This window comes from Bradyrhizobium sp. 141 (assembly GCF_023074055.1).
Taxonomy (GTDB): Bacteria; Pseudomonadota; Alphaproteobacteria; order Rhizobiales; family Xanthobacteraceae; genus Bradyrhizobium.
In genome coordinates, this window is record NZ_JADPKR010000007.1 from 1 (window position 1) to 12,641 (window position 12,641).

The window sequence follows — 12,641 nt, forward strand, 5'->3', positions numbered from 1 at the left end:
TGCACCGCCCACAACCTCCGAAAGTTCGCGCTGGCTGCCGGATGAGCGCCGTCATGTTATCGTCGCGGCCACACCGAGACTAAACAGACAGGCTCCTAGCAACGCAGGCGCTGGAATGTTTGCATCAATCTCTATTATTGAACGTAAGTCGAGGTAATCAATGGCCGAAATGGCTCGAACGGCTGACTGTTGGTTCGCCGTTCCCGAGCGCCATTCTCCAACCAAGCTATAGACAAGGGCGTACGTTCGCGTACGCGCAAAGTTCAGATTCGCCGCAACGGCAAGTCAACTTCTGCGTCTAGCCACATTCGGTTTGTTGGAAAGAGCTCGTGCGCGATCTGTTCGAGTTGATCTGCCCTCGTCTCACCTCGGCCGACCGCTTCTAGAAGTTTTGAGGCACAGTAGGGCGCGCACGCCGTTGTCAGACATCCGCTGCCGCGGGGGCACAGTCAAGGCCACCACTCACCAGAACGAGTATATGTCATCGCGCCCCACTAAGCTGACGAGCCGCTCAGTCCAGATGCGCGCCTTTGATAATAAAGCAACGAGATCAGGCCCTGATCCATTCCCTGAAACGGGTGTTCACTGCCTCATAATTCTCTGCCCAGTATTCGCTATTGCTGATCAGGTTGTTTGGGCTGCTCATATCAGGCTGCCACTTGCGGGCCTCAGCCGATAGTAACGTGGCGGCTTTCTTTGACGCCGGAACCGTTCCTGCTTCATTTTCCACCCGCGCCTGAACCTCCGAGCGCAGAAAGTAAGAGACAAGTTTCATCGCGTTTTCTTTGTTTGGCGCGTTCTTCAGCACCGCGAGATCTGAGGGGAATATCAGGTTCTGCTCAAAGGAAAAGGTCAAGGGCGTTCCACCCCCAGGTTCAGTTGTAGGCTTGACTCGAGAGGAATTTGTGTAGGCGAAATCGACCTCGCCCGTTTGAAGGAGCGTAATCGGCTGAGGCGAAGCTGTCGCCCATGCAACAATGCTTGACTTGATCCCATTGAGAACCTTGAGCGCCCGATCCACGTCAAGAGGATAAACGTCCTTCGGGGCCACTCCATCTGCAAGAAGCGCGACCTCCAGAACATTATTTGCCCTATTGTTCCAACAGCGCCTCCCAGGAAATTTTTTCAAATCAAAAAAGTCGGCGAAGGTTGCTGGATGCTTTCCGGGGCCGTATTTGGCCGGGTCCCATCCAACGCCGGCAGGATAGAAATTGTATGTGACGCGGTCGCTATACGGAACAACTGCCAAATCTTCAGCGTTAAACAAAGAAGGATCCAGCGGCTCCCAAAAGCCCTGCTTCGACCCATTAGCGACTCCGGCGCCAGCGTCCAAGAATATATCCCACTCGACGGCGCCGGTAAGCTGCTGCGCCTTGATTTTTGCTAGCTCGGGTGCCGGAACAACGTTGACCTTGATTCCGGTTTCTTTAGTAAACGGATTGAAAACATTTCTTATCAGCAGATCCTGATACGAACCGCCATAAGCCGTGAAGGTGACCGAGTCAGACTTGGCCGCGGCTCGCGTCGACCTCATGATAGCGGGCATCGACAGTGAGGCGCCGCCGACAAGAAAGTTGCGGCGAGAGAGTGCAGTAAAGGTGTCCTTCACGAATTCCTCCGTCAGTACTCGTTGCGTTCCCTTGTTAGGCGACTGGACTGACCGATCGCGCTTCTACCGCGCTGTTGGTAGCTATTGAGTAATCTGCGGGGAAGCGGGCGCCGGACGACCGCAAAAGCAGAGGAAAACTCGCGGAAATTCTGCAAAAACGTGGCTCTTTCGTCCAGATTTCGGCGGCGGGCAATCGTCGGCCGCGAGGCTTCCGTCCAGGAAACTACGCCCGGCTTTATTTCGATCAAGCGCCCTGCTCAAAGAGGATAGACGGCTCCGGGGCCACACCATCCGCGAGAAAGGGCCATCTCCAACATTGTTGAGTCTGTTGCTGAAGACTGTAGGGGCACTTCATCATTCTTTAGCGTGCATAGCCTTCGAAGCGGCCGCCTGTCCGCCAGGACTTTGCGTACAAGGCTTCTCCGCTCGGCGCCACCCCAGGGGCGATCGTCGCGTGCGTAGGCCCACAATTGGCCGGTCTTGGTCTTCCCGCGCCCAGGGATCGAGCACCGGCGCCGTCGTCTCGTCGGCGAACAGCTTGGCCGAGCCCTTGAGCCTGGCGAGCAGACGCTCCTGCACAGGCCGCAGCAGGAAGGCGGCGCGGCCGACCCAATCGGCCAGGGCCGAGCGATCGAACGTGATGCCCTGCCGCGCATAGATCTGGGCCTGTCGATACAGCGGCAGATGATCGACGTATTTGGAGACGAGAACCTGCGCCACCGTCGCCTCGATCGGCAACCCGCCCTCGATCAGCCGCGCCGGCGCAGCCGCCTGCACCACCCCGTTCTCGCAGGCGCGGCAGGCATATTTGGGCCGACGCTTCAATCATCCGGGCCTTGTCGTCTGCCGAGAACCACCGGCGACGGCCCGTTCCCGTGATAACCTCAAGCCGGCGCGCCGTCGTTGCCTCCGGCTTAAGCGTATGGTCAAGCGCAGACACAACACGATCTCTCCGATTCAGAGATCGTCACACTCGCCGATCGTAATCTTCAGGAAAAGGTGCGGTCAAAACACCGCTTACGTTGATTGCTTTGCAATGAGCTTCGTAGTGCCCCACGACGCCACTGGCGATTTCCGCAAGACGTCCACGGGTCTTTCCTCCTAAAACTCACTGCTGTGAAACGGACGTGGTGGGCTAACTTTGCAGAGCCGAACGCCTGTCACCTGGTGCGAAAGTTCGGAATGCGCAGGCGGCACCACTTCGAAGCCAGGGCAGCATGTGGAATCTGCACGAGGCAAGCTTTGAAGACCGAGCTTACAAGGTTGTTCGCGGTGATGGGAGTCCGTAAGCTCTCATTTTATTGTATAGAGTCTTGCGCGATACACTGAGATAACGCGCAGTTTCTCCACGTCGGAAACGATGCCGCTGTAGGGCATCGAGGATCCATTCTCGTTCGCCTTCCGGGTGTGGCTCGGCTGCCTTTGAGTCTCCCAAGGGAGGGAGATGCTCTGGCTTGATCCAGTCCCCTTCGCAATTCATGGCAGCGGTCTCAATCATAGAGCGCAGCTCACAGATGTTTCCCGGCCAATCATACGTCATGAGAACGCGGTAGGTTGAGTGGTGAACTGACAGGTTTCGACTGCGACGGCCCTTTCTGAGTTCTTGAAGGAAGTGCTCTGCGAGAAATGGCAGGTCTTCGAGACGGTTGCGCAGGTTTGGAAGAAAGACGTGGCCAGGACACAAACGCGAAGCCAGTGCAGCCGTTAAAAGACCGCTGGCGCTCAGCTCTGAGAGCGGCTGCGTCGCGGTTAGAATCAGGCGGCCCTCAAACTCGCCTCTCTCGTTATCGCCTAGTCGCCGATAAAGGCCTGTTTCGATGACCTCTAGCAGCCGTTCCTGCGCGTCAGCGCACAAACGTTCGACATTTTCGATCAGCAGCGTCGATTTGGGATAGTACTGCAGCAATCCAATCAGCTTTTTTCCGTCGTACGGGCTGGATCCGAAAACAAGCGCTCCATTTGGATCTACGCAGTTTTCACTGATCAGCTTGCGGTTAGAGTGTCTAGCCGCCTCATGAATCGCTCGGGCCAAAAGCTTCTTGCCGGTTCCGGCTTCGCCCGTGATCAGAATTGGCAGAGTGGACGCCGCAAGCTTATCGATGCGTTGCTTGATCCGCCGAATGGACGGTGAGCGGCCTACTATGGAGTATTCGCGTTGCACATATTCGAGCTGCCGTTCGAGCTCATCGATTCGTTTTCGTAGCGTGCCTACCGATTTGAAAGCCCAGGTGGTCTGCTCCACCGAGGCCTCGAGAGGTACTCGGTCGATGGTCGAGCCGCCGATGTAGCCGTCCGCCTTGGAAACTGCCGCAACCTCGTACATTTGTTCGGGGCTGACAATCGGGCCGCCCTCCAAGACACAGAGTGGATCCGCTGAAATTGCCCGTATTTGGCGGAAGACAACCTTCGCATACTCAGCCGATTGGGCCAGGCTGAGCCCGGGGCGGCTTCCCCTGGTGCCTCCGACATTCCAGCCGAGATTGAGATTGATAATGTCGATGCCTGCTAGCGCAGCCTGTTGCGCTTCTGGGATGGTTCGAACATAGGCTAGAGTTGCCATGCCCTTCTTCCGAGCGGCAGTCAGCATTTCGAGTTCACGCTGAAATCCCAGCCCGGCAGTTTCAATGTCCGATCGAAAACGACCATCGAGGAATATGGAGGTCGGAAAATTGACGATCCCCCTAAAGCCGGCATCCTCAATTCTTTCCAATTCATCTTCTATCGAGCGGCGAGGATCGAAAGCACAGGCTCCAAAAAAGACCGGGATCTTTGCGAACGGCAAAATCTCCGACTGCGCAAAATCCATGACGAAGTCATTGCTTTGGCGTAAAGCGAGCAGGGAAAACATCGAGGGCGCCCCCATGCTGCGCAAACGACCCGCGTTTAGTGCAAGGAGAAAGTCAGCGCCTCCCTGCGAGGCGGCCTGGGCGGCCAACCCCGTGCCAATAGCAGCGCCTACAAGAATAGTGTTAGGCTTGCCGACGGCCGCTTTAAGAGACGAGATGATCTCTGACCTAGCCTGTACGGGAGAAGCGGTCGTTGCCGAGGACGGTCGCCCTGAGTGCATCATCAGATCAGCCATTGTGAAGCCAATGCTACACCTTGGCGTGGTCTAATTGGAGCCCTTTCGGAATGATTTGAGAAATTCCTGCACTTGGACAGGCTGGCCAAGCCGGGTACTTTCAATGGCGGAGAACACCATCGCCACCGACTGCAGGTTGTCCTCGACGTTGGTAGCCATCGCCGGACCGCCGCCCAGCCACTGGCAGAATTGCTCGATCAAGAGTGAATTCCGCCATTTCTTCCCGGCGAGGAGAGGCACCTGCTGGCCTTTGCCATGTCGGCTACTTTGCCAGCTTCGCTTCGGATCGCGATGGAAAACCTCGACTTCGCGGTGGTCAACGATAGCTGTCCCGAAGGCTGCCTCCACTCGAAAATACTCAAACGCCCATTCGTTGAGGCCCGTGGATTGTGCGGAGGACCCTTCGTAGACACCATGGACGCCGTTGGCAAAATCCATCAATACTACGACGTCTGTGTCGCCCTTGTATTCTGCCCATTCGGGCTTCCAACTACGAGCAAAAATTGACGTGCAGGGCGCCCCTGCCAGATCGGCCATGATATCGAGGTGATGCACCGCGCCCTCGATCAGCATAGGATGGGCCATTTCGTGGCGAAACCGCCGCCAGGAATCATAAGCTCGGGAATCGGCAGCGAAGCGACAGGAGACTGTGTTGACCCGACCGAGAGTCCCCGCTTTGACGAGCTCTCTGAGTGTCGATTTGTCCTGATCGAAGCGGTGGCTCATGGTTACGGCCATTCTCCGCCCAGCCGCTTTCACTTTGTCGGCGATCCGGACGGACCCCTCTATTGTGTCGGCAATAGGTTTCTCTGACAGGATATGCATGCCTCGAGCAAGCGCTAGATCGACGATGGACTCGTGCAGAGAGGGCGGGATTACAATGGTGCAGAAGTCGGCGTCCACCGTGCGGAAAGCCTCCTCTGCCGAGATGAAGCACTGTTCCGTCTTCAGACCAAGGTGTTCCCGCCCCTTCTCCAGGGCACTCGCATCAATGTCCACCAGCCCGACCACCTCGATCGTACCGTGTATCACGTTCGCCGGGAGGAACGCCTTGCACCAGCGCTCTCCAAAGCCCCCGGCTCCAATATGCAGGACCTGATAGGTCATCAACGCTTCCTTAAGGTCTGCAGAGGTTGAGCGGTTGTCACACGCGCTCCGGTCGAATGTCAGCAGGTCCGTGTGTGTGCTCCCAAAGGTGCCCGAAGCGCTTCCTGCCTTCGAGCGTCGTTTCGAAGTAGGCGCCCTTTATGTCAGCTCGCACCTGAGGAAGATCGTGATGATGGCCCATGCCGATGGGAATGCAGTCACCCGCCTCAACCTCAAAGCTGCGCGTTCCGACAACGACCGTACCCGCGCCCTCGATGATGACCCAGTATTCGTCACAGTCGTGATAGTGGGAGTCGAAGTTGGTTGACTTGGGATAGCTCACCGGGTCGCCCTGGCACTTTAGTGGGCTGCTCGGGGTCAGCCTGAAAATGCCGCATCCACCCAGCTCAGAGCCCCACCTGCCTGAAAAAAGCAGGACCTGCGCCGTGTACTCGCCAGCATCCGCAGTGAAGGGCCCGCTCACGACATCGAGGTCGCAAAATTGACCTTCACACAGCACTTGTGCTCCCGCTCCGCTCGTCAACCGACAAGCTCCGCGTGTGACGAGTAAACGGTTCTTTTTGGCAGTGATGCCAATCGGCCGGGGCTGCCTAGTGAGTTCGACAAATTCGAACCTCGTGAGTTCGCACCAGCCTGAGGGCTGCTCGCCACTTCTGAAAACCGACATATTGTTCGTCTCCATCCTGCAGTCAGGCTATATGGCGACGGATCGCCTTAAAGGCGAGTGTTTGGGACTTGATCGCGCCCTCGGTAGGCAGGCGCTCCATGCTGCTTGCACCGTAGAAGCCGTGGCACCCCGGGCAGGCGTCGAGAATGAATCGAGCATCTACCGGATTGGCAATCGGGCCGCCATGGCAAAGAACGATGATATCCTTGCGAATCTGCCGCGCCGCGTTAATGCATTCATCGATCAGGGGTACGCAATCCTGCAGCGACTTTCCCGACCGCGCACCAATCGCCCCTCCCGTGGTCAGCCCCATATGGCACACGAGAATGTCCGCCCCAGCCTCCGTCATTGCTTTCGCATTTTCCGGACTGAACACATACGGTGTAGTCAACAAATCGATTTTGTTAGCCTGGGCAATCATATCGACTTCCTGCGCATAGCTCATCCCGGTCTCTTCGAGGTTTTGACGGAAGAGTCCGTCGATCAGACCGACGGTTGGGAAGTTCTGTACGCCGGCGAACCCGATCTGCTTCAACTCGCGCAAGAAATTCGGCATAACAACGAACGGATCGGTTCCGTTTACTCCGGCAAGAACCGGTACGCGCTTTACGACGGGCAGAACCTCCCGTGCCATCTCGACAACGATCTGATTGGCATTTCCATAAGCAAGTAGCCCGGCAAGCGACCCGCGGCCAGCCATCCGGTAGCGGCCGGAATTATAGATAACGATAAGGTCAATATCGCCGGCTTCTTCGCTCTTTGCGGATAGCCCGGTGCCGGCGCCCCCGCCGATGATCGGCTCTCCGGCTCGGATCATCTTCTGGAAACGGTCGATCAACTCCGACCGGTTAGGACGCTTACCGCGTATTTCAGTGCTCACGCAGGACCTCTTGAAAGTTTGAAACAAGCAATTCCGCAAACCGCCGATCGTTTATGTGAAGACCCGCGCGGGTCACCTGGCGCTTGTCGGTGCGGCGCAGCGTCCGCTCAAGAGCCGAGAACAGGGCCTCATCAGCTTCGGGGTCACAGAAGGGCTGACCCGGCGCATCGATCGCCGAGACGCCCAGCTCCGGAATGAGAAAACGCACTGGTCCGGTACAGAGGTTAAGTCGCTCTCCGATCCATTCACCGATCCGGTTGCACTCATCGCTCGTGGTTCGCATCAGTGTTACCTGCGGATTGTGCACGTGCAGCCGGCGCCCCCGAAATTCGATCGGCACTGTCTCAATTGCCCCGAAGTTGACCATATCGAGCGCGCCGCAGGAGCCCACATAGGGCAGCCCGGTTCGAGCAAAGGCACCGAAGCGGTCGGCCGTACAGGGGAATACTCCCCCGACCAGATAATCGCACACCTCGGTGGTAGTCACATCAATTCCGGCCGCCAATAGTCCAGAATCTGCAAGCTTCTCGAACGATTGCCCTCCAGTTCCAGTGGCGTGAAAAACTAGACAATCGAAGCTTTTTTCCAGCTCCCTGGTCACGGCCTGAACGCACGGTGTCGTGACACCAAACATTGTCAGTCCGATCGCCGGCCTGTCGTCTTCAGCAGCATCGACCCTATTGAGAACCATTCCAGCAACGGAGTGGGCAGCGTTCGCGAGCACAACCCGAGAGATGCGGTTTAGGCCGGACACGTCGGTCACCGAATACATCATGCTGATATCAGTCGGCCCTACGTAGGGTGCTACGTTCCCCGAGGCGACGGTCGAAACGAGAACCTTCGGCGCGCCGATGGGAAGAGCGCGCATAGCGGGGGCGACCAGGGCGGTCCCTCCGGAGCCGCCGGCACCTATGATTCCTTCTACGTCATTACGAGATCTTATGAACGCCACTAGCGCTTGCGACATGGCGGCGACTGCCTTGCCGCGGTCCTTAATCTCTTCGCTGTTCTGTAACTCCGGATGAAAACGCGCCACTTCCGCTGGTTGGATGTCGACATCTGTGGTGGCTCTTTGTAAGTCGGACACAGAAACATCGACCAGAATGGCGCGACAGCCGGCATCTCGAATACAGTCCCGGAGGTAGCGCAGCTCGCTACCCTTGGTGTCGCAGGTGCCAACTACATAGACTGTGCTCATTGCCATCTCCCAGCCCACTGCCCTTCTCAACAGTTCTGTCAGTCTAGGCCGGGAATTGAGTTATGAGCAATTGGTGCACCCGGACCCATTGGGTAGAACTGGGTAATTGCTGGCTAGTTCAACATTGGTTTTCTTCCAACTCTTCGAGCATGGGATTAGCGACGACATGGCCATCGACTCCAACGAGCGACCTCAGACCTCCTTCCGCCACGCTCATTGTCCTGCGGAAGGCCTGGAAGTAGGTCCTTCGAACCCGTAGCCTTCCAATCACGACGCCAATGGCCGCCACGGACGTAAATATCCGTTCAACTCAACCCCTTGCGGACGTGCTTGCGCACTGCCAAAGCTTCGAGGTTCATCCTCCGTGCAGTCCGAAGTGGCAACGCGGTTGCTCAACTCACCCCAGGCGTCGACCTCCGTGTCGCCCTGCGCCCGATCAACGAGCTCAGCTATCCCCTCAAGCTGGCTTCGAGACTGCCGGTGGGGACAATCGCTACAGCGATTACTCATTTTTACCCGCCGATGCGTTCTTGGACCGTGTCCGCCGGACCCAGGTTCGGTAAGAAGAGATGAAACACCCAAAAGGGGAAGGCATGTCAACAGTGAGCGATCAGAAGCTCCAAGCCATCATCTTGTCTGATGCTTGGGGTACAAGTTTGGTTGAACGTGGCAGGACTTTGCTTGAGAGCAAGGGCTCAACCGCGATCATCACAGTCGATAGCTCGACCTGGCAAGAAGAGCTACGCGCAAAGCTGCCTACGGCTGATGTCCTGCTGGTCCGGCCGTGGATGACGCCGAGTATGTTCATGAGTGAAACACTGCTCGACCTCGCTCCCAGACTGCGCGCTATTGGCGGCACCTTCGATAATCGCTTTACCAGCTTCGTGTCGATCGAGGCGTTGCAACGCCGCAACATCCGGTTAATCGACACCTCGCGCTCTATGACACCGAGCGTCGCCGAATTCGCTCTTACCCAAACTTTGAACCTCCTGCGTGACGTTCCCGCTGCGATAGCGTTGATGCGCGCTGGCGGTTGGAAACGGACCTCTTGGGACAATTTCGGCTATGTCTATGGAGACCTTGCCGGCAAGAAGGTCGGTCTCGCCGGTTACGGGAGCATCAACCGTCGCTACCATGAGCTGCTCAAGGGCTTTGGTTGCAAGACTGCAGTGTATGATCCCATGCTCGACAAGACGGCGGCCCAGAAGCTTGGACTGACACATACGGCCTCGCTTGTTGAACTCGCTGCGGCCTCGGAAATTTTCGTCGTTGGTATCCCACCTCTGAGATCCTCGCTGCGCCACATCAACAAGGACGTGTTCGACGCCTTGCCGCTGGGGGCGATACTCGTGTTGGTGAGCCGCATGGCGGTCGTCGACGAGAATGCACTGTGGGAAGCGATCAATACCCGCAAGCTGCGTGCGGCAATCGATGTATTTTCGGCCGAGCCAGTTCCGCCGGATGCACCCTATCGCTTCCATCCAAACGTCTTGGCCACGCCGCACATTGCAGGAGAGGCAGTCTACTGCCATGAACGCTGCTTCACCGACGCCTGTATCGATGCACTCGCCGTTCTCGAACGTGGCGAGCTACGTTTTGAGGCAACGCCAGTTGACGCATCAATGTACATCGGGATCGATGCGATGGGTAGGGTGAAACAGTAGTAATACAGCGAAACGGAGAGCGCGAGTACTGTAGCGAAGCATCCATCGCCGAGGATGAAAATCCGAAGGCCACTGGTTGCGGCGATTACCCTCGTGCGCTCCTCTGAGAGACTGCTGCCTGCAGCTGGGTGCCTTACATTAGTGCGAGGCAGAGGCACTCCGCTCCTCCAGTGCCGGCCTCCGTCTAGCACTACTTTGGCAGATTGTCGCTTGTGGCGCGTTTTTTAGGATTCCCGAATCAATTTTTCAATGATTCATGGGTGGTCGGCTCTCGGAGGGCTGACCATGGCGAAGTGGGGAGACGAACTCGAACGCTGGCTGAAGCCGTTCCTGGACCGACTGGGTCATAAGACCCGGCAGCGGATGTGCCCCTTGTACGTTGCGGGATTGATCGGCCCTGGCGATCGCAAAAGCGTTCAGCCGATGGCAGAACGCCTTGCAACCGGCAACTACGATCAGCTGCACCATTTCATCGCCGATGGCGTCTGGGACGCGACACCGTTGGAATCCGAACTGCTCAACCAGGCCGACCGGCTTGTCGGCGGCAAGGATGCGGTGCTTGTTATTGACGACACGGCAATGCCGAAGAAGGGCGACCGCTCGGTTGGTGTCGCGGCTCAATATGCGTCCTCCCTTGGCAAAACGGCAAATTGCCAAACGCTGGTGTCGCTGACACTTGCGCGCGGCGAAGTGCCCGTGATGGTCGCCTTGCGTCTCTTTCTGCCCGAGAGTTGGACAGCCAATGTGTCTCGATTGAAGCGTGCTCGCGTGCCGATCGAACACCGAACGGCACGATCCAAGCCGGAAATTGCTTTGGCCGAGGTTGATCGAGCGATGGCAGCCAACGTTCGCTTTGGATGTGTGCTGGCGGATGCAGGATACGGCCTCAGCGCACCGTTTCGGCAAGGGCTAACCGAACGCGGGCTGGCCTGGGCCGTCGGCATTCCTCGGCACCTCAAGGTGTATCCGGTTGATGTACAGCTCATTTGGCCGATTACCAAAGTCCGCGGGAAGCCACGAAAGCACCACGTACCAGATGTCTTATCGATTGCGGCAGAACAAATGCTGACCAGCGCCAAATGGAAAACCGTGAGTTGGCGCAGCGGAACGAAAGGTCGTCTGACAGCCCGATTTGCGGCTGTCCGTGTCCGCACCGCCGACGGCCCTCCGCAGCGGATATGGGATAAAGGTCAGCAGCATCTCCCGGGCGACGAAGCTTGGCTCATTGGTGAACAACGTGCTTCAGGGGAGAAGAAATACTATCTCGCCAACCTCCCTGCGGCGACGGATCTGCGCACACTGGCCGCTACCATCAAGGCACGATGGATCTGCGAGCAGGCGCATCAGCAGTTGAAGGAGGAGCTTGGACTTGATCACTTCGAAGGGCGGTCATGGCAGGGCCTCCATCGCCACGCCTTGATGACAATGATTGCCTACGCCTTCCTGCAGCATCGTCGCCTCGCATACGCGGGGCGGAAAAAAAAGAAGCAACGGGCCTCCGCCTCAACCAACCATGCCCGCCGTACGTCACGCCATCGTCGATCTCATCCTTCGGCCGCCGCCTCAACGGTGCCCGCATTGCCGAAAACAAATCCTTGAAAAACAGTGGCGCAAACACATTCTGCCAAAGTAGTGCTAGGTCGTCGACTCATAAGCTCTGAGCCAAAGTCTAGTTGATGCCAGCAGAACAGCGGCGAGGAAGTTTCTAGCGAGTTTGTCGAAGCGCGTAGCAACGCGGCGGAAGTGTTTGAGTTTGCAGAAGAAGCGCTCGATCATGTTGCGCTGGCGATAAAGGCCAGGATCGACCGAGCGCTGAACTTTACGGTCCCGCTGGGTCGGGATGTGCGCCTCGCCGCCATGCTGGCGAACCAGTTCGACAATGGTCTGGGCATGGTAGCCGCGATCGGCAATGAGAGCGCGGGCCGGCGGCAGTCCTTCGAAGCAGGGCTGCCACGGCGGCCTTGTCGGATGCTTGGCCGGCGGAGAGCACGATCCGCAATGGAAGGCCATTCTCGTCCACGACGGCGTTGATCTTGGTGCTCAGTCCTCCACGAGAATGGCCAATGGCGTGATCCGGGCCCCCTTTTTACCGCCGGCTGCATGCTGGTGAGCGCGAATGATCGAGGAGTCTATGAGGTGCAGGGATCCGGGTGATTGCGCCGCAAGTGTCTCGAAAATCCGTAGCCAGACGCCAGCCTTTGACCAGCGGTTGTAGCGATTATAGGTAACCGGTATGAGCTCCCACGTCTGCGGTGATCAGCGGGCGCGAGCGTAGCGGATCGGCATCCAGTATTGGCGCATGGCCTCGACGGCCGCTGGAATATCGGCGTGGGCATTGCGCAGAAAATCCCTGGTCTCGCGCCCGCTTCGTGGCGGTCCGAGCAGCGGCCGGCCCTGATCGTCGCGACAGTGCAGCAGGATGGGCAGAAGCAGG

General features: G+C 57.7%; 9 protein-coding genes and 1 pseudogene. 2 read left to right on the forward strand and 8 right to left on the reverse strand.

Features of this window, described 5'->3' with window-relative positions:
- Positions 1 to 550: 550 nt before the first annotated feature.
- From IVA81_RS02270 to IVA81_RS02300, 7 genes and pseudogenes are all read right to left on the reverse strand, one after another.
- Positions 551 to 1,609 carry an ABC transporter substrate-binding protein gene (locus tag IVA81_RS02270; protein ID WP_247311620.1) on the reverse strand — a complete coding sequence of 353 codons (1,059 nt, stop codon included), beginning with the start codon at positions 1,607 to 1,609 and terminating at the stop codon, positions 551 to 553.
- Positions 1,610 to 2,034: 425 nt separating this feature from the next.
- Positions 2,035 to 2,434, reverse strand: a pseudogene (locus IVA81_RS02275) (transposase); the annotation flags it as partial.
- A 430-nt stretch (positions 2,435 to 2,864) separates the two neighbouring features.
- Positions 2,865 to 4,691, reverse strand: coding sequence for a phosphoenolpyruvate hydrolase family protein (locus IVA81_RS02280; RefSeq protein ID WP_247311623.1), 1,827 nt, complete (start codon positions 4,689 to 4,691; stop codon positions 2,865 to 2,867).
- Positions 4,692 to 4,721: 30 nt separating this feature from the next.
- Positions 4,722 to 5,798, reverse strand: a complete 1,077-nt coding sequence (locus tag IVA81_RS02285; RefSeq protein ID WP_247311627.1) for a Gfo/Idh/MocA family oxidoreductase — start codon at positions 5,796 to 5,798, stop codon at positions 4,722 to 4,724.
- 37 nt (positions 5,799 to 5,835) lie between these two features.
- Positions 5,836 to 6,465 carry a cupin domain-containing protein gene (locus IVA81_RS02290; RefSeq protein WP_247311630.1) on the reverse strand — a complete coding sequence of 210 codons (630 nt, stop codon included), beginning with the start codon at positions 6,463 to 6,465 and terminating at the stop codon, positions 5,836 to 5,838.
- A 22-nt stretch (positions 6,466 to 6,487) separates the two neighbouring features.
- Positions 6,488 to 7,345: a phosphoenolpyruvate hydrolase family protein gene (locus tag IVA81_RS02295; RefSeq protein ID WP_247311633.1), complete on the reverse strand. Its 858-nt coding sequence runs from the start codon at positions 7,343 to 7,345 to the stop codon at positions 6,488 to 6,490.
- Positions 7,335 to 8,543, reverse strand: a complete 1,209-nt coding sequence (locus tag IVA81_RS02300) for a Tm-1-like ATP-binding domain-containing protein (RefSeq protein ID WP_247311636.1) — start codon at positions 8,541 to 8,543, stop codon at positions 7,335 to 7,337. The genes IVA81_RS02295 and IVA81_RS02300 overlap by 11 nt, the downstream gene beginning before the upstream one ends.
- 593 nt (positions 8,544 to 9,136) lie before the next feature.
- Here IVA81_RS02300 and IVA81_RS02305 point away from each other — a divergent pair.
- Both IVA81_RS02305 and IVA81_RS02310 read left to right on the forward strand, forming a co-directional pair.
- Positions 9,137 to 10,207, forward strand: a complete 1,071-nt coding sequence (locus IVA81_RS02305) for an NAD(P)-dependent oxidoreductase (RefSeq protein WP_247311639.1) — start codon at positions 9,137 to 9,139, stop codon at positions 10,205 to 10,207.
- A 249-nt stretch (positions 10,208 to 10,456) separates the two neighbouring features.
- Entirely contained in the window at positions 10,457 to 11,806 is a 1,350-nt protein-coding gene (locus IVA81_RS02310; protein ID WP_247311643.1) for an IS701 family transposase, read from the forward strand.
- Positions 11,807 to 11,842: 36 nt separating this feature from the next.
- Here the strand turns inward: IVA81_RS02310 and IVA81_RS02315 are convergent, their stop codons facing one another.
- Positions 11,843 to 12,217: a transposase gene (locus IVA81_RS02315; RefSeq protein WP_247311646.1), complete on the reverse strand. Its 375-nt coding sequence runs from the start codon at positions 12,215 to 12,217 to the stop codon at positions 11,843 to 11,845.
- Between the last annotated feature and the right edge of the window lie 424 nt (positions 12,218 to 12,641).

Excerpts from the sequence above, each read along its gene's own strand:
- IVA81_RS02315 (WP_247311646.1), bottom strand. The coding sequence starts at position 12,217 with ATGGCCTTCCATTGCGGATCGTGCTCTCCGCCGGCCAAGCATCCGACA.
- IVA81_RS02300 (WP_247311636.1), bottom strand. The coding sequence starts at position 8,543 with ATGAGCACAGTCTATGTAGTTGGCACCTGCGACACCAAGGGTAGCGAG.
- IVA81_RS02290 (WP_247311630.1), bottom strand. The coding sequence starts at position 6,465 with ATGTCGGTTTTCAGAAGTGGCGAGCAGCCCTCAGGCTGGTGCGAACTC.
- IVA81_RS02305 (WP_247311639.1), top strand. The coding sequence starts at position 9,137 with ATGTCAACAGTGAGCGATCAGAAGCTCCAAGCCATCATCTTGTCTGAT.
- IVA81_RS02285 (WP_247311627.1), bottom strand. The coding sequence starts at position 5,798 with ATGACCTATCAGGTCCTGCATATTGGAGCCGGGGGCTTTGGAGAGCGC.
- IVA81_RS02310 (WP_247311643.1), top strand. The coding sequence starts at position 10,457 with ATGATTCATGGGTGGTCGGCTCTCGGAGGGCTGACCATGGCGAAGTGG.
- IVA81_RS02280 (WP_247311623.1), bottom strand. The coding sequence starts at position 4,691 with ATGGCTGATCTGATGATGCACTCAGGGCGACCGTCCTCGGCAACGACC.